Consider the following 22,636-nt stretch of genomic DNA (forward strand, 5'->3'; position numbering starts at 1 on the left):
TCACGCCTCCTTCGCGTCGACGGGGGCGTGGGTACGGCGGGTGCGGCGCAGCGGCGGCTTGGCGCCGAGCCGCTTCGGGTCCAGACCGGACCAGGGGTGGCCGTTGCCGAAGAACTTGGTCCGGGCGAGCAGCGTCATGACCGGCTTGGTGAAGAGGAACACCACGACGATGTCGAGCAGGGTGGTCAGGCCGAGCGTGAACGCGAAGCCCTGGACCTTGCCGACGGTGACGATGAACAGCACGGCCGCGGCCAGGAACGACACGAAGTCGGAGACCAGGATCGTGCGGCGGGCGCGCGGCCAGGCGCGCTCGACGGCCGGGCGGAGCGTGCGGCCCTCGCGGAGCTCGTCGCGGATGCGCTCGAAGTAGACGATGAACGAGTCCGCTGTGATGCCGATGGCGACGATGGCGCCGCAGACGGCCGGCAGGTTCAGTGCGAAGCCGATGGCCGGGCCGAGCAGGGCCATGAGCACATAGGTGAGGAGCGCGGAGACGCCGAGGCTGAGGATGGCGATCAGCGACAGGCCGCGGTAGTAGACGACCAGGTAGATGATGACCAGGCCGAGACCGATGGCGCCGGCGATGAGACCGGCCTGGAGCTGGTCACCGCCGAGCGCGGCGGTGACCGTGTCGACGCTCTGGGTCTGGAAGGCGAGCGGCAGGGCGCCGTAGGACAGGACGTTGCCGAGGTCCTGGGCGGACTGCTGGGTGAAGCTGCCGGAGATCTGGGCGCTGGCGCTCAGCGTGGTCTGGACGCGGGGCGCGGAGACGACCTCGCCGTCCAGGACGATCGCGAACTGGTTCTGCGGCTCGGTCTGCTGCGACAGCTTGCTGGTGATCGACTGGAACTTCTTCGAACCGGCGTCCGTGAACTCCATGTCCACGATCCACTGGCCGGTGCGCTGGTCCAGGCCGGCCTTGGCCTTGTCGACGTCCTTGCCGTCCACCTCGGCCGGGCCGAGGAGGTACTTCTCCCACTGGCCGATCGCGTTCTTGCCGCAGGCCACGGTGGGTTCGGTCGACTTGACGCCCTGACCGGCGGCGGTGCGCGCCTTGGGGTCGAGGCAGTTCAGGGTGGCGAACTTCTGCTGGAGCGCCGCGGTGGCGGGGTCGGGCTTCGGGGTCGCCTGCGGGGTCCCGGTGGCCTTCGGCTTCGCGGAGGAGCTCGCGGTGGGCGTGGGGCTCGGGGCCTTGAGGGCCTCGGTGAGCGCACGGCCCTGCGGGGAGGCGGTGGCCGTCGGGCTGGCCGACTTCTCACCGACCTTCGTCCCGGCGGAGGCCGAGGCCGACGGCTTCGGCGAGGCCGAGCCGGAGGGCGTGGCGCTCGGGGCCGTCTGCGGCTGGGCGGCCGCGACGGCGAGAACGGGCCGGAAGTAGAGCTGGGCGGTGGTGCCGACCTGCTCGCGGGCCTGCTTCTCGTTCGTCCCGCGAGGGATGTTGACGATGATGTTCTCGGCGCCCTGCGTCTGGACCTCTGCCTCGGAGACACCCAGACCGTTGACACGGCGCTCGATGATGCCGACCGCCGTGTTCATGTTGGTCTCGTTGACCGCAGACTCCTGGCCGGGCTCGGCCTTCGCCTTGAGCGTGATCGACGTACCGCCGGCGAGGTCGATGCCGAGGCGCGGGGTGGTGTGCCCCGACCAGAACATCCCGCCGGTGAGCGCGACCATGGCGATCAGGATGAGTGCCAGGGCGCGGCCCGGACGGCTCTGTCCCCCCGCCGGCCTTCGGCCCTTCTTCGGTGCTGCCACCTGTCGTATCTCCCTGTCCAACCGCCTCACGCCGGGTATGCGCGGGACGGCCACGAAGTGTGTGTGGGGACCTGCCCCCGCAGACGTGGAACCGTTCCGGGGACCGCGCTCGCCGGTGGGCGTGCGCGCGGTCCCCGGCCGCGACTACTTCGCGTCGGTCTCGCCGTCGGCCTTGCCGTCCTTCTGACCCTCGGCGCCCGCCTCGGTCGTGTCCTTCTTCGTCAGGTCGGCCTTCGGCGCGTCCTCGGTGGTCTCCGCGTCCGTGGCCTCGACGGCCTCGGTCAGCGAGGAGGCGTCGTCCGGGACGACGGTGTCGGTGTCCGACTCCTCGTCGCCGTGGACGATCCGGTTGTACTCGGAGTCCTCCAGGACCGCGCCGATCGCGTTCTTGGCGTAGACCGCGTGCACGCCCGGCGCGACCTCCAGGAGAACGGTCTCGTCGCCGATCTCCTTGACGGTGGCGTACATCCCCCCGATCGTCCGGACACCGGTGCCGGGCTGCATCTCGTTGCGCATCTGCGCCGCCGCCTGCTGCTTCTTCTTGGCAGAGCGGGTCATCAGGAACATGGCCCCGATGAGGACGATGAAGGGGAGGAGGGTCACGATGTTCACGGGACGGGTTTCCTTCGCACGGTCGCGGAGAACCCGCGGCCTGATCTTCGGGGGTGGGCGCGCCGACCAGAAAGGGCGGCAACGGCGGAGTCTAGGCGAGTCCGCATCGATGGAACAACGTCCAGCATCGCACCCCGGTTCCGGTCCGGGCGAGTGTCAGCACCGTCACGCCCCGAAGAGCCCCTGTTGTCCGCTTCCTATCGCTCCCGGCCCCGCTGCCTGCGGCGGAACGAGTCCGAGGTGCGTCCACGCCGCCGGAGTGGCGACCCGGCCACGGGGTGTGCGGGCCAGCAGGCCTTCGCGTACGAGGAAGGGTTCGGCGACCTCCTCGACGGTCTCGCGCTCCTCCCCGACGGCGACCGCGAGGGTGGACAGACCGACCGGTCCGCCGCCGAAGAGCTTGAGCAGGGCCTCCAGGACGGCGCGGTCGAGCCGGTCGAGGCCGCGGCTGTCCACCTCGTACACGCTGAGGGCCGCCTCGGAGACCTCTCGGGTGATCACTCCGTCGGCCCTGACCTGGGCGTAGTCGCGGACGCGGCGCAGCAGGCGGTTGGCGATGCGGGGCGTGCCGCGGGAGCGGCCGGCGATCTCGGCGGCGCCGTCGGGGTCGATCTCGACGTCGAGGAGTCCGGCGGAGCGGTGGACCACGCGCTGGAGCTCGGTCGGCTCGTAGAACTCCATGTGGCCGGTGAAGCCGAAGCGGTCGCGCAGCGGGGGCGGCAGGAGTCCGGCCCGGGTGGTGGCGCCGACCAGGGTGAAGGGCGGGAGCTCCAGCGGGATGGCGGTGGCGCCGGGGCCCTTGCCGACGATGACGTCGACGCGGAAGTCCTCCATCGCCATGTAGAGCATCTCCTCGGCGGGCCGGGACATGCGGTGGATCTCGTCGAGGAAGAGGATCTCTCCCTCCTGGAGGGAGGAGAGGATCGCGGCGAGGTCGCCGGCGTGCTGGATGGCGGGGCCGGAGGTGATGCGGATCGGCGCGCCCATCTCGGCGGCGATGATCATCGAGAGGGTGGTCTTGCCGAGGCCCGGGGCGCCGGAGAGCAGCACGTGGTCGGCGGTGGCGCCGCGCTGGCGGGCGGCCTTGAGGACGAGGTCGAGCTGCTGGCGGACCTTCTCCTGGCCGACGAACTCGCTGAGGTCCTTGGGGCGCAGGGCCGCCTCGACGGCCTGGTCGTCGGTCTCGGCGGAGGCGCCGACGAGGCGCGCGTCGGTCTCGGCGGCCTCGACGGTGCTGTCGTCGTCCCAGTTCACGGTGGTGGTCTTCCTCTTCGTACGGGAGGTCAGCGGGCCCGGTTGAGGGTCTGCAGGGCGGCGCGGAGCAGCTGCGGCACGGGCGCGCTGCCGGTCTCGGCGATCGCGGCCTCGGCCTGCGGGGTGACGGCGCCGACGGCCTCCTCGGCCTCGCGGCTCGCGTAGCCGAGGCCGATCAGGGCGGCGGACAGCTGCTCGGTCCACGGGGCGGGTCCGGTGGCCGCGGCGCGCTGGGCGCCGACGAGGCCGCTGCTGCCGAGCGGGGAGCCGAGCTTGTCCTTCAGTTCGAGGAGGAGTTTCTGCGCGCCCTTCTTCCCGATGCCGGGGACGGCGGTGAGGGCCTTCTCGTCGCCGGTGGAGAAGGCGAGGCGCAGGGCGTCGGGGCTGTGCACCCCGAGCATGGCCTGGGCGAGGCGGGGGCCGACGCCGCTGGCGGTCTGGAGGAGCTCGAAGACCTGCCGCTCGTCGTCGTCGGCGAAGCCGTACAGGGTGAGGGAGTCCTCGCGGACGACGAGGGAGGTGGCGAGCCGGGCGTGCTCACCGAGGCGCAGGCCGGCGATGGTGTTCGGGGTGCAGTGGACGGCCATGCCCACGCCCCCGACCTCGATGACGGCGGTCGTGGGGGCGAGGGCGGCGACCGGGCCGCTCACGAAGGCGATCATCGGGTACGGCCTTTCACTGCGGAGGTGTGCTGGGCGACCGCCTGCTGGAGGCGGTTCTGGGCGGGGGCCCGCCAGATGTGGCAGATGGCGAGGGCGAGGGCGTCGGCGGCGTCGGCCGGCTTGGGCGGGGCGGAGAGCCTCAGGAGCCGGGTCACCATGGCCCCGACCTGGGCCTTGTCGGCGCGGCCGCTGCCGGTGACGGCGGCCTTGACCTCGCTGGGGGTGTGCAGGGCGACGGGGATGCCGCGGCGGGAGGCGCAGAGCATGGCGACCGCGCTGGCCTGGGCCGTGCCCATCACCGTACGCACGTTGTGCTGGCTGAACACCCGCTCCACGGCGACGAGTTCGGGCGAGAAGCGGTCGAGCCACTCCTCTATGCCGCGCTCGATGCCGACCAGTCGCACACCGATGTCGTCGTCCGCCGCCGTGCGCACGACGCCGACGCCGAGCATGGTGAGGGGCCGGCCGGCGACGCCCTCGACGACACCGACGCCGCACCGGGTCAGTCCGGGGTCCACCCCCAGTACGCGCACGCCGCCCCCTTCCTGGTCACGAGCCCGATCGCAAGTCTGTTTGCAGGCTATCCGCTGCCACTGACAACGCAGCGGGCCGACGGGGTGTGTCCCCGTCGGCCCGCTGCCGAGAAGCCCGCGATCAGGCGTCGACCTTCTCCATGACCTCGTCGCTGACGTCGAAGTTGGCGAAGACGTTCTGCACGTCGTCGCTGTCCTCCAGCGCGTCGATCAGCTTGAACATCTTGCGCGCGCCGTCCTCGTCCAGCTCGACCTGCATGGTCGGGACGAACTGGGACTCGGCCGAGTCGTAGTCGATGCCGGCCCCCTGGAGGGCGGTGCGGACCGCGACCAGGTCGGTGGACTCGCTGATGACCTCGAAGTTCTCGCCGAGGTCGTTGACCTCCTCGGCGCCCGCGTCGAGCACGACCTCCAGGACGTCGTCCTCGGACAGCTCGCCCTTGGGGAGCACGACGACGCCCTTGCGGTTGAACAGGTACGAGACCGAGCCCGGGTCGGCCATGGAGCCGCCGTTGCGGGTCATGGCGACGCGCACGTCGGAGGCGGCGCGGTTGCGGTTGTCGGTGAGGCACTCGATGAGCACCGCGACACCGTTCGGGCCGTAGCCCTCGTACATGATCGTGTCGTAGTCGACGCCGCCGGCCTCGAGGCCGCCGCCGCGCTTGACCGCGGAGTCGATGTTCTTGTTCGGGACCGAGCTCTTCTTCGCCTTCTGGATGGCGTCGAAGAGCGTCGGGTTGCCCTCCGGGTCGGCACCGCCGGTGCGGGCCGCGACCTCGATGTTCTTGATCAGCTTCGCGAAGAGCTTGCCGCGCTTGGCGTCGATCACGGCCTTCTTGTGCTTCGTCGTAGCCCATTTAGAGTGGCCGGACATCTGCCTGTCTCCTTCGCGTAACCAACTTCTTGAACGAACCCCAGAGATCCTACCGGGATCGTGTCACCGTTCCGCGCGCACCATGTCCACGAACAGCTCGTGGATGCGGTGATCGCCGGTGAGCTCGGGGTGGAAGGAGGTCGCGAGGGCCTTGCCCTGGCGGACGGCGACGATGTGGCCGTCGTGCTCGGCGAGCACCTCGACCTGGGCGCCGACGGACTCCACCCACGGGGCACGGATGAAGACGCCCTCGACGGGGGTGTCTATTCCCGTGACGGTGACGCCCGCCTCGAAGGACTCGTTCTGCCGCCCGAAGGCGTTGCGGCGGACGATCATGTCGATGCCGCCGAAGGTCTCCTGGCCCGAGCGCGGGTCGAGGATCTTGTCGGCGAGCATGATCAGGCCGGCGCAGGTGCCGTACACGGGCATGCCGGCGGCGATGCGCTCGCGCACCGGCTCCATCAGGCCGAAGAGGTCGGCCAGCTTGGAGATGGTGGTGGACTCGCCACCGGGGACGACCAGGCCGTCGACCTCGGCGAGCTCCTCGGGGCGCCGGACCGGCCTGGCCACGGCGTCAGCCGCGGCCAGGGCGATCAGGTGCTCCCGTACGTCGCCCTGGAGGGCCAGGACACCAATGACGGGAGTGCTGCTCATCGGTGGTTACCAGCCCCGGTTGGCGTAGCGCTCGGACTCGGGGAGGGTGTCGCAGTTGATGCCGACCATGGCCTCGCCCAGGTTGCGGGAGGCGTCCGCGATGACCTTCGGGTCGTCGTAGAAGGTGGTGGCCTTCACGATGGCGGCGGCGCGCTTGGCCGGGTCGCCCGACTTGAAGATGCCGGAGCCGACGAAGACGCCCTCGGCGCCGAGCTGGCGCATGAGCGCGGCGTCGGCGGGGGTGGCGACACCACCGGCGGAGAACAGCACGACCGGCAGCTTGCCGAGCTCGGCGACCTCCTTGACGAGCTCGTACGGGGCGCGCAGCTCCTTGGCGGCGGCGAACAGCTCGTTGTTGTCGAAGCCGCGCAGCTTGGCGATCTCGTTCTTGATCTGGCGGAGGTGGCGGACGGCCTCGACGACGTTGCCGGTGCCGGCCTCGCCCTTCGAGCGGATCATGGCCGCGCCCTCGGCGATGCGGCGCAGGGCCTCGCCCAGGTTGGTGGCGCCACAGACGAAGGGGGTCGTGAAGGCCCACTTGTCGGAGTGGTTGATCTCGTCGGCCGGGGTGAGGACCTCGGACTCGTCGATGTAGTCGACGCCGAGGGACTGCAGGACCTGGGCCTCGACGAAGTGGCCGATGCGGGACTTGGCCATGACCGGGATGGAGACCGCGCCGATGATCTCTTCGATCATGTTCGGGTCGGACATGCGGGCGACGCCGCCGTCCTTGCGGATGTCCGCGGGGACCCGCTCCAGGGCCATGACGGCCACGGCGCCGGCGTCCTCGGCGATCTTCGCCTGCTCGGCGTTGACCACGTCCATGATCACGCCGCCCTTGAGCTGCTCGGCCATGCCGCGCTTCACGCGCGCGGTGCCGGTCTCGGGGGACTGGAAGGTGGTGGAAGGCGTGGTGGACACGGATACCTCACTCGTGACAACGGGGGTTGACGACAAGAAGAGGAAACAGGCCACCCTCGACCCGCATCAAGGGCCAATGTGGACCCGGTGGATCGTTTTCCCAGGTTCCGGCACGTCAGGCCGGACGATCAGCAAGGGCCACGGGCGGCTCGTCGTCCATTTCGAAGGCCAGCGGGAAGGGCGCGTGGCCTGCGAGTCTGAACCAGCGGACCTTGCGGTGGCGGCGCAGGGCACGGGCGGCCCGGACGGCGTCGTTGTGGAAGCGGCGGGCCATCGGCACCCGGCGGACGGCCGCCGCCAGCTCCCCCGCGGCCTCCTCGCCGCCCGGCGCCGCCCGTACGAGCTCCACCTGCTCGGGCTCGCCGAAGACGGCCCGCAGCGCCTGGCTCAGCTCGCTCTCGGCGACCTCCCGGTGGTCCTCCTCCGCCTGCCGGGCGGCGTGCGCGGCCTCGTACAGCACGATCGAGGCCGCCGGGTCGAGGACGCCGGAGGTGGCGAGCTCCTGGGTGACCGAGGCCCGGCGCAGGAGCTGCGCGTCCAGGGCGGCGCGGGCGGCGTCGATGCGGGTGTGCAGCCGGTCGAGCCGCCCGGCGGTCCAGCTCAGATAGACGCCGATGAAGATCAGCGCGAGGACGGTCCAGATCAGGGTTTCGGTCACGGGCGCACAGGCTACCGGGGCACCGGCAGCACCCCTTCCCAAAGGTCGCGGTCATGGGCGAACAGGACACGCACGGGACGGCCGCCGGCGAGCTCGCCGAGCCGGCCGAGCCAGGGCAGGTACGGGCTGCCGAACTCGCGCGCGAAGTCGTACGCCTGGCCCGCCAGGACCGTGATCCGGTCGCCGTGGTCGATGACCAGGGACTGGTGGCCCTCGGTGTGCCCGGGCGTCGGGACGATCCGTACGCCCCGCGCGATCTCGTACTCGCCGTCCAGCTCCTCGTACCGGACGCCCGGCAGGAGCGAGTCGATCGTGTACCCGCCCGCGCGGGCCTCCGCCAGCTCCTTGCGCTGGACGAGGACCGGTGTGGTGGGGAATCGCTGGTTGCCGCCGATGTGGTCGAAGTGCAGATGGCAGTTGACAACCAGATCGACGCCCTCCGGCCCGACGTCCAAGGGGTGCCGGACGGGCCGGTAGTGGGCGTCCGTCTCCTGGGACCCCGTCCCCAGGCCGGTGTCGAACAGCACCCGCACGCCGGCGTGCCGCACGAGGTAGGCGAGAACGGGCTCCACGCGGGCGTGGGGGCCGTGCCATTCGTCTGCGGGGCGGGTGATGTGCCCGAGGTCGAGCCGCGTGATCGTTTCCATCGGAACACCCTGCCCTGCCCCCACCGCGGGCACACGCCCCACCCCGCCGCGGGCCCACACGGCGGGTGCGCGGTCGGGCGCGGCCCGGTGCGGGCGCTACAGCCCCAGCCGGGCCCGCAGGCCGCCCGTGCGTTCGTCCGTGTCGACCGCCGCCGCCCCGTCCGTGACGGTCTCGTACACGGCGAGGATGTCCGCGCCGACGGTCGACCAGTCGAAGCGCCGGACGTGGGCGGAGCCGCGGGCGCTGAGTTCGGCGCGGCGGGCGGCGTCTCCGAGGAGGGCGATGGCCGCCTCGGCGAGCGCGTCGGCGTCCTCGTTGGCGAAGAGGTCGCCGGCGGCGCCCTGGTCGAGGACCTGGGCGAAGGCGTCCAGGTCGGCGGCGAGGACGGGCGCGCCGGCCGAGAGGGCCTCGACGAGGATGATGCCGAAGCTCTCGCCGCCGGTGTTGGGAGCCACGTACACGTCGACGCTGCGCAGCAGCCGCGCCTTGTCCTCGTCGCTGACCATGCCGAGGAACTCGACCCGGGAGCGCATCTCCGCCGGGAGGGAGGCGACCGCCTCCTCCTCGTCACCGCGTCCGGCCACGAGCAGCCGGGCCCCGGGACGCTCGGCGAGGATCTTCGGGAGGGCCCGCATGAGGACGGGCAGGCCCTTGCGGGGCTCGTCGATGCGGCCGATGAAGCCGAGGGTCTCGCCCTGCCACTCCTTCCTCGGCTCGGCGCGGGCGAAGAAGTCGACGTCGACGCCGTTGGGGATGACGACGGCGTCGCCGCCGAGGTGCTCCACCAGCGTCCGGCGCGCGTACTCGCTGACCGCGATGCGGGCGCTGATCTTCTCCAGGGCGGGCTGGAGGATCGGGTACGCGGCGATCATGGCCCGGGAGCGGGGGTTCGAGGTGTGGAAGGTGGCCACGATCGGCCCCTGCGCCGCCCAGCAGGTGAGCAGCCCCAGGGAGGGCGAGGCCGGCTCGTGGATGTGGACGACGTCGAAGGTGCCGTCGTGCAGCCAGCGGCGGACCCGCGCGGCGGAGAGGAAGCCGAAGCTGAGCCGGGCCACCGAGCCGTTGTACGACACGGGGACGGCCCGGCCGGCGGAGACGACGTACGGCGGCAGCGGCGTGTCGTCGTCGGCGGGGGCGAGGACGGAGACCTCGTGGCCGAGCCGGATGAGGTGCTCGGCGAGGTCACGGATGTGGAACTGGACGCCGCCCGGCACGTCCCAGGAGTACGGGCAGACGATCCCGATCTTCACGCGCCCGGTCCCTCCCGCTCTTCCAGGTCCGCGAGCCACAGTCGTTGCAGCATGTGCCAGTCCTCCGGGTGGTCCGCGATGCCGCCGGCGAACGCGTCGGCGAGCGCCTGTGTCATCACGGACGTCTTCTCGGCCCGCGTACCTGACTCGGGTACGTCGATCGGCGCGTGGATCCGGCCCTTCATGACGGGCGTGTCGTCGTACCAGAGGGTCACCGGCAGCAGCAGCGCGCCGGTCTGCTGGGCGAGGATCGCCGGGCCGGCCGGCATCCGCGCGGTGTCCCCGAAGAAGCTGACCTCGGTGCCGGAGGCCGACAGGTCGCGGTCGGCGACGAGGCAGATCAGGCCGCCGGCCCGCAGCCGCCGCGCGAGCGTGCCGAAGGCGGATCCGCCGGTGTGCGGCAGGACCTCCATGCCGAGGGACTCGCGGTAGGCGACGAACCGGTCGTAGAGGGACTCCGGCTTGAGGCGCTCCGCGACGGTGGTGAAGGGCACGCCGAGCGAGCGGGTCACCCACACGCCCGCGAGGTCCCAGTTGGCCAGGTGCGGCAGGGCGAGGATGACCCCGCGCCCGGAGGCGAGGCCCTCCTCCAGGTAGTGGCGGTCCTTGATGTCGATGGACCGCTCGACCCGCTCCTTGCTCCAGGTCGGCAGCCGGAAGGACTCCATCCAGTACCGCATGTACGAGCGCATGCCGGCCTGCGACAGCTCGGCGAGCCGCTCGGGCGTGGCGTCCGGCACCACGCGCGCGAGGTTGGACTCCAGGCGCAGGACGCTCTTGCCGCGCCTCTTCCAGGCGAGGTCGGCGATCCGCCGCCCGAGGCCCGTCGCCACCGGCTCCGGCAGCTTCTTCACGGTCGCCCAGCCGGCGCCGTACAGACCGTCGCTCAGGCGCTCCTTCAGGGTGCTCACGAGGCCGCTCCGCCGCCCGTGGCCGAGGCGGCGTCCGCCTCGGCCGATTCCCGGCGCACGGTCACGACCCGCTGCCCCAGGGTGACGGCGCTGCCGACGGCCACGATCCACAGGGCGATCGGCAGCAGGACCTCGACCCCGGGCACGCCGAACTTGTGGAGTCCGGCGAGGCCGGCGGCGACCAGCGAGATCACGAGGCGCTCGGCGCGCTCGACGAGGCCGTTCACGGCGACGGGCAGGCCGATCGATTCGCCACGGGCCTTGGTGTACGAGACGACCTGGCCGCTCGCCAGGCAGAAGATCGCCACGGCGCACAGGATGTTGTCGTCGCCCTTGCCCGCGTACCAGAGCGCGAAGCCGCCGAAGATCGCCCCGTCGGCGACCCGGTCGAGCGTCGAGTCGAGGAAGGCGCCCCAGCGGCTGGAGATCCCCGCCTGCCGGGCCATGTTGCCGTCGACGAGGTCGGAGAAGACGAACAGGGTGATGACGATCGTGCCCCAGAAGAATTCCCCGCGGGGGAAGAAGACCAGCGCACCGGCCATCACCCCCGCCGTGCCGATGAGCGTGACCGCGTCGGGGCTGACGCCCCGGCGGAGCAGAAACGCGGCGAACGGTGTGAGGACACGCGTGAAAAAGGCACGCGCGTACTTGTTCAGCATGGCCTTCCCGAGGTTCGGTGGGCCGCGCGGCCCCTACGACCACCGGCTCGACCATCGTAGCCACGAGCATCCCGGGGCACCGGCGGGCACCCGCCCCGCCGCGTCGGCGTCCCGCCGACGGTCCCGTCGGCGGTCCCTCCGGGGGGTGCCGCGTGTACGACGTATGGACGCGTCCTGACGACGGTGCAAAGCTCGAAGGACCACCGCGGGCACCGCAGGAGCCGTACCGCGACACACCACTCCCCCGCGCCCGCGTCCCGCCGCACCGTGCGAGCAGTCGGGAGGAACACATCATGGGTGACAAGGCGAAGACGCCCGCCGGGGCCGCCGGCAGGGCTCCTACGGCCGACCGGCCCTCGGACATACGGAACGTGGTGCTGGTCGGCCACAGCGGGTCGGGCAAGACGACCCTCGTCGAGGCCCTCGCGCAGACCGCCGGAGCGGTCAACCGGGCCGGTCGGGTCGAGGACGGCGGCACCGTCTCCGACTACGACGAGATCGAGCACCGCCAGCAGCGGTCCGTCCAGCTGTCCCTCGTCCCGGTCGGCTGGGACGGGTACAAGATCAATCTCCTCGACACCCCCGGGTACGCCGACTTCGTCGGGGAGCTGAGGGCCGGTCTGCGCGCGGCGGACGCGGCCCTCTTCGTCGTCTCGGCCGCCCAGGAGGCCGACGCCGTCGCCGCCTCCACCCGCATGATCTGGGAGGAGTGCGCCGCCGTCGGCATGCCCCGCGCCATCGTCGTCACGCACCTCGACACGGCCCGCACCGACTTCACCGAGCTCACCGCCGTCTGCGCCGGGCTCTTCGGCCGGGACGACCCCGACGCGGTCCTCCCCCTGTACCTGCCGGTGCGCGGCGCCGAGGGCGCCGACGGGCACGCGCCCGCGACCGGCCTGGTCGGTCTGCTCTCGGAACGGATCTTCGACTACTCCTCCGGGACGCGCCGGGAGGATCCGCCCGACGAGGCGCAGCGGGAGCTCATCGCGGAGGCCCGCGCCCGGCTCATCGAGGGGATCATCGCCGAGAGCGAGGACGAGACCCTCATGGACCGGTACCTCGGCGGGGAGGAGATCGACGTGAAGACCCTCGTCGACGACCTGGAGAAGGCCGTCGCCCGGGGCGCCTTCCATCCGGTGCTCGCGGCCGCCCCCGCCGCCGACGGCGGGACGCAGGGTCTGGGCACCCTCGAACTCCTGGAGCTGATCACCGGCGGCTTCCCCTCCCCCCTGGAGCACGAGGCGCCCGCCGTCACCACCCCCGACGGCCGCTCCCGTCCCCCGCTCGCCTGCGACCCCGACGGGCCGCTGGTGGCCGAGGTCGTCAAGACGGCCGCCGACCCCTACGTGGGCCGGGTCTCCCTGGTCCGGGTCTTCTCGGGCACCCTGCGTCCCGACGAGACGGTGCACGTCTCCGGTCACGGCCTCGCCGACCCGTCCCACGACGGTCATGAGCTCCACGAGGCGGACGAGCGGATCGGCGGGCTCACCTCTCCGTTCGGCCGGCAGCAGCGCCCGCTCGCGGAGTGCATCGCCGGGGACCTCGCCTGTGTCGCCCGCCTCGGCCACGCGGAGACCGGCGACACCGTCTCCGCCAAGGACGATCCGCTCCTGATGGAGCCGTGGACCATGCCGGAGCCGCTGCTGCCGCTGGCCGTCCAGGCGCACGGCAAGGCCGACGAGGACCGGCTCTCGCAGGGCCTGGCCCGGCTCGTCGCCGAGGACCCGACGCTGCGGCTCGAACAGAACCAGGACACCCGGCAGGTGGTGCTGTGGTGCCTGGGCGAGGCCCACCAGGACGTCGCCCTGGAGCGCCTGCGCGGCCGGTACGGGGTGCAGGTCGACGCCGTGCCGTACAAGGTGGCGCTGCGCGAGACCTTCGGCGGCGCCTCCTCGGGCCGGGGACGGCACGTGAAGCAGTCCGGCGGCCACGGCCAGTACGCCATCTGCGAGATCGACGTGGAGCCGCTGCCGCCGGGCAGCGGCATCGAGTTCGTCGACAAGGTGGTCGGCGGGGCCGTCCCGCGCCAGTTCGTCCCCTCGGTCGAGAAGGGGATACGGGCGCAGGCCGCGCGCGGTCTGGCCACCGGCCATCCGCTCGTCGACATCCGGGTCACCCTGCGGGACGGCAAGGCGCACTCGGTGGACTCCTCCGACGCCGCCTTCCAGACAGCCGGGGCGCTGGCGCTGCGGGAGGCGGCCGCCGACGTGCCCGTCCACCTCCTGGAACCGGTCGCCCAGGTCGAGGTCCTCGTCCCCGACGAGTACGTCGGCCCGGTCATGAGCGACCTGTCGGGGCGGCGCGGCCGGGTCGTCGGCACCGATCAGGCGGGCCCCGGGCGCACCGTGGTCAGGGCCGAGGTGCCGGAGATCGAGATCGGACGGTACGCGATCGACCTGCGGTCGATCTCGCACGGCACCGGACGGTTCGACCGCACGTACGTCCGGCACGAGCCGATGCCGCCGCACCTGGCGGAGAAGATCCGCGAACAGGCCGAAAAAGGCTCCTAGCTGACGGAGCGACAGGGAGGGACGTCCGCCCGGCGACCGCCGGGCGGACGTCATTCGGCCGACGATATCCACAGGCCGTGACGCATCCGGCCCCACCCGGTTACGCTGTGGTGCCCAGCTCAGAAGGTGTGCGGGGCGCGGCAGTTGGGAACAGCCCGCACAGATACTCGCGCGCGATGGGGGCGGCAGTGGCGATCGACGGTTTTGGACCCGGGGCGCAGATCCCCCTGCAGAACTCGGGAGGCGGTACGGGGGCGACGAACGCGCTCGCGTCCGCCGCGTACCGGGACAGTCCTCTGAAGACGATCCAGGAAGCCGACAACGACCTCTACAAGACCGCGGTCAAGGAGGGGAAGTGGGGGCTGTTCAGCCCCGACCTCGGCGAGGCCTTCTCCCGCGCGGTCCAGGTCCGCATGCTCGGCGGCGCCCGCAAGGCCCTGATCCAGTCGTTCGGGGCCGAGCCGCAGCCGGTCGTGGAGCACTGCCTGGCCGCCACCCACCTCCGCCGGCAGCGTGACATCAAGCTGACCCTGGTCACCTTCTTCTGCGGGGTCCTCTTCCTCCCGGGTCTGCTGCTCTGGCTCGGCGTCATCCAGCTCCGCCGCCTCGTCGCCGGCTCCGACAACAAGCGCAACAGCGCCGTGGGCACGGCCCTCCTCTGGGCCGCCGGGATCTTCGCCGTGCTCGTCCTGCTGAAGCTGCCCTTCGACGGGCTCCTGCCGAACTACCTGCGTGCGATGGTCGTCGCCCCGGTCGTCGGCTGGTACCTCGCGAGCCGGATCTGCCTGAACGCCGCCGTCGACCTGCGGGAGCGCTGGTCCGGGCTGCTCGGCGGCGGCGGGGTCGGCCCCCACGTCCCCAAGTCCGTCCCCCAGGACCCGGGCGAGAAGTCGGCGGAGGCGCTCCGGCTCAACCTGGAGAAGCTCTCCGCGGAGCAGCAGTCGAACATCGTCTTCTACGCCGGAGGCAAGGGCATCCTCGGCCTGGGCCCCCGCTGGGGCAGCTGGTCGCTCGCCGAGAACCTCGTCCCCCAGCCCGGCAAGGAGATGCACGCGTTCCGCTCCTGGGACGTCGTCCGCAAGATCCACGACGAGCTGGCGCTGCTCGATCGCGGCGCGCTCAAGACCGGCTTCCCCAAGCCGACCGTCAAGCACTGGATCGTCTCCTCGGTGGGCGAGGGCGCGGACGAGGTCACCCGCCCCGAGAGCGACAACATCGTCCACTACCAGGTCAAGCCGCACGAGATACAGCGGATCTGCAACGAGCAGCAGTTCGACTCGGGCAACCGCTACTACCTCGGCGTCCAGTTCACCCTCTACGACGGCAACCTGGTCCTCACGATGATGGTCACCGTCACCTCGCTCCACGACACCCTGCGGATCGAGGTCACCGGTCACGCACTCGGCCCCGTCCACGGCCTGTTCACCACGAAGCCGAAGGCGAAGACCAAGGAGGTCGCCAAGACCGTCCGCTTCTGGGAGACGAAGGAGATCCAGCAGCCGCTGCTGACCACCAACGACATCGTGCGGCTCGCGGTGCGCGCCCCGCTCACCTGGTACCCGCCGGTCCTGGACTTCCTCGGCGGCAAGATGACGCTGCCCGAGCCCTTCGGCCTGCGGCACGTCTGGGCCGGGCCGCCCTGGAAGAACCGCTTCATGGCCGACGACGCCATCCGCATGGCCACGCCCGTGCTCCGCGCCGTCCACGCCGCGACGCTCAAGGTGCTCGACGAGCACAACGTGGACACGGAGCGCTTCACCAACCGCTCGCTGTTCCTCAGCGCCGGCGTCCAGGACCCGGGTCCGAAGAAGGCCGACGTCTACGACGCCTGACCCGGGTCCTCTCGTACGGCGCCCGGCGGGTCAGAGGGTGGCCGGCCAGGCGTCGGCCAGCATCTTCCGGGTGTCGGCGAGGAGCTGCGGCAGCACCTTGGTGTGGCCGACGACCGGCATGAAGTTGGTGTCCCCGCCCCAGCGGGGCACCAGGTGCTGGTGCAGGTGCGCGGCGATGCCGGCGCCCGCGACGGCCCCCTGGTTCATGCCGATGTTGAAGCCGTGCGCGCCGGACGCCGCCCGCAGCGCGACCATCGCGCGCTTGGTGAAGGCGGCGAGTTCGACCGTCTCCGCCTCGTCGAGGTCGGTGTAGTCGGCGACGTGCCGGTACGGAACGACCATCAGGTGACCGCCGTTGTACGGGTAGAGGTTGAGCACCGCGTACACGCTCTGGCCGCGTGCGATCACCAGCCCGTCCTCGTCGGACTTCGACGGAATGGAGCAGAACGGACAACCGTCCTCGGCCCCTGGCCCGGTCGGCTTGTTCTCGCCCTGGATGTAGGCCATCCGGTGAGGCGTCCACAGGCGCTGGAACGCGTCCTGCGTCCCCACTCCGATCTGCTGTTCCGGCTCAGTCGTCATGCTGAGCAGCATATTGCGTCGTCCGTTCGGAACGTGTCGCCGGGGCGGAAGATCCACGCAGCGGCCATGCTGATCCGATGAGAGAGAGGCCGCTGATCCCGCCCGCGCAGGAACGCTGGGACGACCGGATGGAGATCCCCCTGACGGTGACGGCCCTGGTCTATCTCGCCGCCTACGCGGTGCGGATCCTCGGCCACGGCCTGGCGGGGCCCCTGCGCGACCTGTGCCTCGCGCTCACGTACGCGGCGTGGGCGGTCTTCATCGTCGACTATGTCGTACGGGTCAGGCTGAGCGGTCTCGGCCTGTTCCGCTTCATGCGCCATCACTTCCTCGACACGGTGGTCGTGGTGCTGCCGCTGCTGCGCCCGCTCCGGGTGGTGAGCGTGTACGACCGGGTGCAGCGCCGCCACGACAAGCCCCGGCTCACGCTCTACGCCCGGGTCATGGCGTACGCGGGGATGACGGCGAGCCTGCTGGGCTTCGCGGGGGCGCTGACCGTCTACCACTACGAGTACGGCGCCCCGGGCGCGACGATCCGCACCTTCGGGGACGCGGTGTGGTGGGCGTGCGCGACGCTGGCGACGGTGGGGTACGGGGACGTGACCCCGGTGACGCCGATGGGCCGCCTGACGGCGGTGGGCATGATGGGCGTGGGGCTTGCCCTGCTCGGCGCGGTGACGGGTTCGTTCTCGTCCTGGCTGATCCAGGCGTTCACCCGGGAGGACGAGAGGGAGGACGGGAAGAGGCCCCCGGGGGGTTCCCCGGGGGCCTCCTGAAGGCTCAGGCCGTCAGACCTGGACGCGGTCCTCGACGACCTTGGCGAGCTTGGCGATCGCCTCGTCGACGGGGATGCCGTTCTCCTGCGAGCCGTCGCGGTAGCGGAAGGAGACGGCACCGGCGGCCATGTCCTCGTCACCCGCGATGATCATGAACGGGACCTTCTGCTTCTGCGCGTTCCGGATCTTCTTCTGCATCCGGTCCGAGGAGGAGTCGACCTCCACGCGCAGGCCCTGCTTCTTCGCCTTGGCGGCGAACTCGTGCAGGTAGTCGACGTGCGCGTCGCCGATCGGGATGCCGGTCGCCTGGACCGGGGCCAGCCACGGCGGCATGGCGCCCGCGTAGTGCTCCAGGAGCACGGCGAAGAACCGCTCGATGGAACCGAACAGCGCGCGGTGGATCATGACCGGGCGCTGCTTGGTGCCGTCCGGCGCGGTGTACTCCAGGTCGAAGCGCTCCGGCAGGTTGAAGTCGAGCTGCACGGTCGACATCTGCCAGGTGCGGCCGATGGCGTCCCGCGCCTGCACGGAGATCTTCGGGCCGTAGAACGCGGCGCCGCCCGGGTCGGGGGTCAGCGGGAGGCCCTGCTTCTCGGCGACCTGCTGGAGGACCGCGGTGGCCTCCTCCCACACCTCGTCCGAGCCGACGAACTTCTCCGGGTCCTTGGTCGACAGCTCCAGGTAGAAGTCGGTCAGACCGTAGTCGCGGAGCAGGTTCAGGACGAAGGTGAGGGTCTTGTCGAGCTCCTCCGCCATCTGCTCGCGGGTGCAGTAGATGTGCGCGTCGTCCTGGGTGAAGCCGCGGGCCCGGGTCAGGCCGTGGACGACGCCGGACTTCTCGTACCGGTACACGGTGCCGAACTCGAACAGGCGCAGCGGCAGCTCACGGTAGGAGCGCCCGCGCGCGTCGAAGATCAGGTTGTGCATCGGGCAGTTCATGGGCTTGAGGTAGTAGTCCACACCCTCGTCGAGCTGCATGGGGGGGTACATGCCCTCGGCGTACCAGTCCAGGTGGCCCGACTTCTCGAACAGCTTGCCCTTGGTGGCGTGCGGCGAGTAGACGAACTCGTAGCCCTCCTCCTCGTGGCGCTTGCGCGAGTAGTCCTCCATGACCCGGCGGATGATGCCGCCCTTGGGGTGGAAGACCGCGAGGCCGGAGCCGATCTCGTCCGGGATGGAGAAGAGGTCCAGCTCGTTGCCGAGCTTGCGGTGGTCGCGCTTCTCGGCCTCGGCCAGGAAGTCGAGGTGCGCCTTCAGCTCGTCCTTCGACGGCCAGGCGGTGCCGTAGATGCGCTGGAGCATCGGGTTCTTCTCGCTGCCGCGCCAGTAGGCGGCCGCGTTGCGCATCAGCTTGAACGCCGGGATGTTCCGGGTGGTGGGCAGGTGCGGACCGCGGCAGAGGTCCTTCCAGCACAGCTCGCCGGTCTTGGCGTCGAGGTTGTCGTAGATGGTCAGCTCGCCGCCGCCCACCTCGACGTTCGCCCCGTCGTCGGTCGACGCGGAGCCCTTGATGCCGATGAGCTCCAGCTTGTACGGCTCGTCCGCGAGCTCCTCGCGGGCGGCCTCGTCGGTCACCACGCGGCGGGCGAAGCGCTGGCCGCGCTTCTGGATCTCCTGCATCTTCTTCTCGATGACCTTGAGGTCCTCGGGAGTGAAGGGCTTCTCGACGTCGAAGTCGTAGTAGAAGCCGTCCCGGACCGGCGGGCCGATGCCCAGCTTGGCCTCGGGGAAGAGCTCCTGCACGGCCTGGGCCATGACGTGCGCGGTCGAGTGGCGCAGGATGTCGAGACCGTCCGGGGAGGAGATCTCGACGCCCTCGACGACATCGCCGTCGCGGAGCTCGTACGACAGGTCCTTCAGCTCGCCGCCCACGCGGGCGGCGATGACGGTGCGGTCGTCGGCGAACAGGGCGCCGGCGGTGGTGCCCGCGCTCACCGCCCTCTCCTCTGCCTCCGAGGCGGACTGGACGGTCACACGGACATCAGACACGGGTACTCCATACATAAGGGCGCAGGCAGACACGAGGTGCCGGCGCCGGCGACGCGCGGCAGAGACGAGGTGCCGCGTCGTCACCGATCTTACCGAGCGGTTCGCGCCGCCCGCGAAAGGGTTTCGCCCCGTGGTGCGCTCAGCCCCGTGGTGTGCCCGCCCCGTGCTGTGCTCACTCCTCCTCCGGGCCGCATGCCTCCTCGAAGAAGTCGAGGTTCTCGTGGAGGGCCTTGAGCAGCCGGTCCCGTTCCGTCTCGTCGACCTGGACGGGGACGACCCCGGAGGCGTCGGTGAGGCGGCGGAAGCCGCCCCGGCTCTCCAGGCGGCCCACCACCCGGATCGGGAGGCCGACGAGGTGGGCGTGGCCGGCCGTGCGGTACGCCTCCTCGTCGAGGGCGACCCGGACGTGCGGGACCTCCGCGCCGCCGAGCACCCGGAGCCGTACGATCCCCTCCCCGCGCGGCCCGGAGCGGCGCATGCGGACCACGGCGCCGGTGAGCCGGACGGGGACGGAGGGCTCGTCGGTCAGGTAGCGGGCGCTCGCCTCCCGCAGCGCGGGCAGGTCGCCGGGCGAGAACTCGACCGGTTCGGGCCGGGCGGCGCAGCCCTCGGGCGCCCCGGCGGCCGGGGCCCACTCCAGGGCGACGCGGGCGCCCTCGCTGCCCCGGACGAGGGCGACGAGCGCCTCGGTGAGCTCGCGGCTGACGCCCGCCTCGACGGCGGTGTCGAAGGCCTCCATGCCGCCGGTGGCCCGCTGGTAGTCGACGGCCTCGCGGGCCGCGTACAGCGCGTGGTAGAGCCGGACGGCGATCGGGCGGCCCGGTTCGACCGGCAGGAAGGCGGTGAGGCCGCGCCCGCCGGGCGCCGCGCCGACGACGACGGTCTCCAGGGAGGCCTGGGCGGCGCGCCGGTGCCGGGCGCCGTAGTAGCCGGCCCGGCCGCGCACGGCGAGCGCGCCGGCCAGGAGGAGCTGGCGGGCGGCGGACCTGAGCTGTTCCTGCACGGTCCAGGGGACGGTGCCAGCCGGGCCCGGGGGCACGTCGCGCCACCAGCGGATCTCGTCGCTGGGCACGGACAGGCCGGTGAGGACCTCGCGGGCGGAGGGCGTGGCGCTGCGGGCGAGGGCGGTGAGCGCCTCGCCGAGCAGGTCGTCGCAGTCCGGGAAGGCGCGGCTCTCCGGGACGAGGAGGCTCGTGCCGGTGCCGCTGCCGGGCGGGGTCCAGCGGCTGTAGCGGCCGACGGCGCCGCCGCGCCGGCGCCAGCCGTGGCGGGCGAGCAGGGCGCCGAGGACCCGCGGGTCGACCCTGCCCGGGTCGGGCTCGCCCTGGGTGTCGGCCCAGGGTCCGATGGGCGGGGCGGGGATGCCGGTCCAGGGTCCGGGGGTCTCGCCGGGCGCCGGGTGGGGCCGGTAGGGCGGGGGGACGGGGCCGCGCGCGGCCCCGTCCCCCTCGTCCCCGAACCCGGGTTCGTCGATCGGTCGGTGCATCAAGGTCTCCCTCCCACGCCGACCCGGGTCATGATCTCGCAGAGCGCCCGGTCGTCGAAGATCCGCGCCGTCGGGATGCGCACGGTGGTCCGGCGCCGTCCCGTGACCGGGTGTCCGGCCAGGTTGATCCAGTAGCAGCAGTGCCGCAGGTCCAGCCGGTCGTGGCTCGCTCTCAGCCAGTCCTCCTGCGACCTCGGGACGAGCATCACGACCAGGATCTTGTGCACGGACACCGGCGTCCGGGCGAGTTTCACCAGGTGGTCGTTGTCGAGGGTGAAGGAGAACGCGCTGCCCGGCGGGCGCGGCGGTATCTGGTAGGTGCACTTGAGCTGCACCTTGATGGTCACTTCGTCGTCGACGGTGTGCCCGGGAGCGCTGTGGCTCACGTGCCAGTCGATGCCGTTGTCCGGAAAGGGCTGGGACAGCGAGCAGCCGGCCGCGGCGGCGACGGCGTGCAGGTATCCCACCTGAAGGGTCTCCATGCAGGCGGTGGTGGCGAGTGAGCCGCGCGTCGGTGCCGTCCGCTGGGGCGGCAGCCCTCCCGACTCGGGCTGGGCGAGCGCCATGTCTTCTTCCTTCCCCGTCCCTTGTGTTGTGACCGGTCCGCGTACGACGCAAACAGTCCGGGTATCACCGTTTCGGGGCAGGGGGTTGGCCATCTGCCGCGGGTGTGCAGGGAGTTCGGGGATGTCGATGCACTGGTACGAAGGGCCCCTGGCCGCTTTCGACACGGAGACCACGGGAGTTGACGTCGAGGAGGACCGGATCGTCTCGGCCGCCCTCGTCGTCCAGGACGCGGAGGGGGCGCGTCCGCGGGTGACGCGCTGGCTGGTCAACCCCGGCATACCGGTGCCGGAGGGGGCCACGGCGGTCCACGGCCTGACGGACGAGCACCTCCAGCGGAACGGCCGGTGGCCGGCGCCCGTGATGGAGGAGCTGGCGCGCGCGCTGGCCGAGCAGTCGGCGGCGGGGCGGCCGCTGGTGGTGATGAACGCGCCGTTCGACCTGACGATCCTGGACCGCGAGCTGCGCCGGCACCGGGCCTCGTCGCTGGGGAACTACACGGCGGGCAGCCCCCTGACGGTGCTCGACCCGCGGGTCCTGGACAAGCACCTGGACCGCTACCGCAAGGGCCGCAGGACGCTGACGGACCTGTGCGCGCACTACGAGGTGGAGCTGGCGGGCGCGCACGACGCGGCGGCGGACGCGGCGGCGGCGATGGACGTCGTACGGGCGGTGGCGCGGCGCTTCTCGTCCCGTCTGGAGCGGCTGACGCCCGGAGAGCTCCACACGCTCCAGGCGGTGTGGCACGCGGCGCAGGCGCGGGGGCTCCAGGCCTGGTTCACCCGGCAGGGGACACCGGAGACGGTGGACCCGTCATGGCCGCTGCGGCCGGAGCTGCGCACGGCGGCGTGAGGGCCGGGAATGCGGAAGGCCGGTCCGTCTTTCGACGGACCGGCCTCTCCCGGTGGGCGATACTGGGATCGAACCAGTGACCCCTTCGGTGTGAACGAAGTGCTCTCCCGCTGAGCTAATCGCCCGGGAACGGGTTGAACAATACAGGTCTTCGCGCCTCTGGTTCAAACCGCGCGCAGGTGGGCCGCCAGTCCCCGCCGTCCGCCGCGCATCATCAGGGCGTGGTTGGCGCGGAAGACGGGCCGTCCGGGGACGGCGAGGGCCCGCAGGAGCCGGGCCCTGACCTCGACCTCCTGCTCGTACAGGGCGTGGGTGCCGGCCCCTTCGGGGGTGAGGGTCCAGCGGGCCCATCCCTCCAGGTCCCCGCCGAGGCCGATCTCCAGGACGCGGGCGGCCGGGTCGTGGCGCAGGGCCCGGGCGGTGACGACGAGGTCGTACGGGAGGAGGGAGCGGAAGCGGGCGGTGCCGGTGGTGGCGTCGAAGGGGACGACCTCCCGGACCTGGGGCCACCAGCGGGGGTACTCCTCGGCGCGTTCGAGGACCGCGTAGACGGTGTCGGGCGGGGCGGCGAGCCGCCAGACGCAGCGGAAGCGGTACCGGCACCAGTCCATGCCCCCAGTGTGGACGTACTCAGGCGGGAATCGCGGGAATCTG

22 protein-coding genes and 1 tRNA gene are annotated in these 22,636 nt (G+C 71.8%); 4 read left to right on the forward strand and 19 right to left on the reverse strand.

Annotated elements, in window-relative coordinates; translation table 11 throughout:
• The 13 genes from secD to pgsA all read right to left on the reverse strand — a co-directional run bounded on the left by secD (position 1) and on the right by pgsA (position 11,391).
• Entirely contained in the window at positions 1-1,755 is a 1,755-nt protein-coding gene (gene secD, locus ACH4TP_RS25535) for a protein translocase subunit SecD (RefSeq protein WP_389238271.1), read from the reverse strand.
• Positions 1,756-1,899: 144 nt separating this feature from the next.
• Positions 1,900-2,367 (reverse strand): preprotein translocase subunit YajC, encoded by a 468-nt coding sequence (gene yajC / locus ACH4TP_RS25540; protein ID WP_389238269.1) that lies wholly within the window; start codon positions 2,365-2,367, stop codon positions 1,900-1,902.
• Positions 2,368-2,532: 165 nt separating this feature from the next.
• On the reverse strand, positions 2,533-3,621 hold the full coding sequence (ruvB, locus tag ACH4TP_RS25545; RefSeq protein WP_398439252.1) for a Holliday junction branch migration DNA helicase RuvB: 1,089 nt from the start codon (positions 3,619-3,621) through the stop codon (positions 2,533-2,535).
• A 29-nt stretch (positions 3,622-3,650) separates the two neighbouring features.
• The gene (gene ruvA, locus ACH4TP_RS25550) at positions 3,651-4,283 is read right to left on the reverse strand and encodes a Holliday junction branch migration protein RuvA (protein WP_389238265.1); all 633 of its coding nucleotides are present in this window, start codon (positions 4,281-4,283) and stop codon (positions 3,651-3,653) included.
• The gene (gene ruvC, locus ACH4TP_RS25555) at positions 4,280-4,816 is read right to left on the reverse strand and encodes a crossover junction endodeoxyribonuclease RuvC (protein ID WP_389238263.1); all 537 of its coding nucleotides are present in this window, start codon (positions 4,814-4,816) and stop codon (positions 4,280-4,282) included. Before ruvC ends, ruvA begins: the two co-directional genes overlap by 4 nt.
• A gap of 121 nt (positions 4,817-4,937) precedes the next feature.
• Positions 4,938-5,690, reverse strand: coding sequence for a YebC/PmpR family DNA-binding transcriptional regulator (locus tag ACH4TP_RS25560; protein ID WP_389238261.1), 753 nt, complete (start codon positions 5,688-5,690; stop codon positions 4,938-4,940).
• A 63-nt stretch (positions 5,691-5,753) separates the two neighbouring features.
• Complete coding sequence (gene pdxT / locus ACH4TP_RS25565) at positions 5,754-6,344, reverse strand: pyridoxal 5'-phosphate synthase glutaminase subunit PdxT (RefSeq protein WP_389238259.1); 591 nt, start codon at positions 6,342-6,344, stop codon at positions 5,754-5,756.
• A gap of 6 nt (positions 6,345-6,350) precedes the next feature.
• Positions 6,351-7,265, reverse strand: a complete 915-nt coding sequence (pdxS, locus tag ACH4TP_RS25570; RefSeq protein ID WP_184932491.1) for a pyridoxal 5'-phosphate synthase lyase subunit PdxS — start codon at positions 7,263-7,265, stop codon at positions 6,351-6,353.
• 115 nt (positions 7,266-7,380) lie between these two features.
• On the reverse strand, positions 7,381-7,923 hold the full coding sequence (locus tag ACH4TP_RS25575) for a hypothetical protein (RefSeq protein WP_389238257.1): 543 nt from the start codon (positions 7,921-7,923) through the stop codon (positions 7,381-7,383).
• Between the two features lie 11 nt (positions 7,924-7,934).
• Positions 7,935-8,570 carry an MBL fold metallo-hydrolase gene (locus ACH4TP_RS25580; protein WP_398439253.1) on the reverse strand — a complete coding sequence of 212 codons (636 nt, stop codon included), beginning with the start codon at positions 8,568-8,570 and terminating at the stop codon, positions 7,935-7,937.
• A gap of 96 nt (positions 8,571-8,666) precedes the next feature.
• The gene (locus tag ACH4TP_RS25585) at positions 8,667-9,821 is read right to left on the reverse strand and encodes a glycosyltransferase family 4 protein (protein WP_389238253.1); all 1,155 of its coding nucleotides are present in this window, start codon (positions 9,819-9,821) and stop codon (positions 8,667-8,669) included.
• Positions 9,818-10,732: a phosphatidylinositol mannoside acyltransferase gene (locus tag ACH4TP_RS25590; RefSeq protein ID WP_389238251.1), complete on the reverse strand. Its 915-nt coding sequence runs from the start codon at positions 10,730-10,732 to the stop codon at positions 9,818-9,820. The genes ACH4TP_RS25585 and ACH4TP_RS25590 overlap by 4 nt, the downstream gene beginning before the upstream one ends.
• Complete coding sequence (pgsA, locus tag ACH4TP_RS25595; protein ID WP_388852151.1) at positions 10,729-11,391, reverse strand: phosphatidylinositol phosphate synthase; 663 nt, start codon at positions 11,389-11,391, stop codon at positions 10,729-10,731. Before pgsA ends, ACH4TP_RS25590 begins: the two co-directional genes overlap by 4 nt.
• A 293-nt stretch (positions 11,392-11,684) precedes the next feature.
• Here pgsA and ACH4TP_RS25600 point away from each other — a divergent pair, with 293 nt between their 5' ends.
• The gene (locus ACH4TP_RS25600; RefSeq protein ID WP_398186510.1) at positions 11,685-13,901 is read left to right on the forward strand and encodes an elongation factor G-like protein EF-G2; all 2,217 of its coding nucleotides are present in this window, start codon (positions 11,685-11,687) and stop codon (positions 13,899-13,901) included.
• A gap of 176 nt (positions 13,902-14,077) precedes the next feature.
• Positions 14,078-15,733, forward strand: coding sequence for a hypothetical protein (locus ACH4TP_RS25605; RefSeq protein ID WP_389238245.1), 1,656 nt, complete (start codon positions 14,078-14,080; stop codon positions 15,731-15,733).
• 30 nt (positions 15,734-15,763) lie between these two features.
• Here ACH4TP_RS25605 and ACH4TP_RS25610 read toward each other — a convergent pair whose 3' ends face one another.
• Positions 15,764-16,327 carry an HIT family protein gene (locus tag ACH4TP_RS25610; RefSeq protein WP_388852161.1) on the reverse strand — a complete coding sequence of 188 codons (564 nt, stop codon included), beginning with the start codon at positions 16,325-16,327 and terminating at the stop codon, positions 15,764-15,766.
• 65 nt (positions 16,328-16,392) lie between these two features.
• On the opposite strand from ACH4TP_RS25610, the gene ACH4TP_RS25615 reads away from it, so the two are divergent.
• Complete coding sequence (locus ACH4TP_RS25615; RefSeq protein WP_389238243.1) at positions 16,393-17,091, forward strand: potassium channel family protein; 699 nt, start codon at positions 16,393-16,395, stop codon at positions 17,089-17,091.
• Between the two features lie 12 nt (positions 17,092-17,103).
• Here ACH4TP_RS25615 and thrS read toward each other — a convergent pair whose 3' ends face one another.
• The 3 genes from thrS to ACH4TP_RS25630 all read right to left on the reverse strand — a co-directional run bounded on the left by thrS (position 17,104) and on the right by ACH4TP_RS25630 (position 21,132).
• The gene (gene thrS / locus ACH4TP_RS25620) at positions 17,104-19,080 is read right to left on the reverse strand and encodes a threonine--tRNA ligase (RefSeq protein ID WP_389238241.1); all 1,977 of its coding nucleotides are present in this window, start codon (positions 19,078-19,080) and stop codon (positions 17,104-17,106) included.
• Between the two features lie 172 nt (positions 19,081-19,252).
• Positions 19,253-20,566 carry a hypothetical protein gene (locus tag ACH4TP_RS25625; RefSeq protein WP_398439254.1) on the reverse strand — a complete coding sequence of 438 codons (1,314 nt, stop codon included), beginning with the start codon at positions 20,564-20,566 and terminating at the stop codon, positions 19,253-19,255.
• Positions 20,566-21,132, reverse strand: a complete 567-nt coding sequence (locus ACH4TP_RS25630) for a DUF4365 domain-containing protein (protein WP_389228087.1) — start codon at positions 21,130-21,132, stop codon at positions 20,566-20,568. Before ACH4TP_RS25630 ends, ACH4TP_RS25625 begins: the two co-directional genes overlap by 1 nt.
• 121 nt (positions 21,133-21,253) lie before the next feature.
• Here ACH4TP_RS25630 and ACH4TP_RS25635 point away from each other — a divergent pair, with 121 nt between their 5' ends.
• Positions 21,254-21,982 (forward strand): 3'-5' exonuclease, encoded by a 729-nt coding sequence (locus ACH4TP_RS25635; protein WP_389228090.1) that lies wholly within the window; start codon positions 21,254-21,256, stop codon positions 21,980-21,982.
• A gap of 53 nt (positions 21,983-22,035) precedes the next feature.
• Here ACH4TP_RS25635 and ACH4TP_RS25640 read toward each other — a convergent pair.
• Positions 22,036-22,107: transfer RNA gene (locus ACH4TP_RS25640), tRNA-Val, on the reverse strand.
• A 39-nt stretch (positions 22,108-22,146) separates the two neighbouring features.
• Entirely contained in the window at positions 22,147-22,593 is a 447-nt protein-coding gene (locus ACH4TP_RS25645; RefSeq protein WP_389228093.1) for an SRPBCC family protein, read from the reverse strand.
• Positions 22,594-22,636 lie beyond the last annotated feature (43 nt).

Source organism: Streptomyces sp. NPDC021012 (genome assembly GCF_044333355.1).
Taxonomy (GTDB): Bacteria; Actinomycetota; Actinomycetes; order Streptomycetales; family Streptomycetaceae; genus Streptomyces.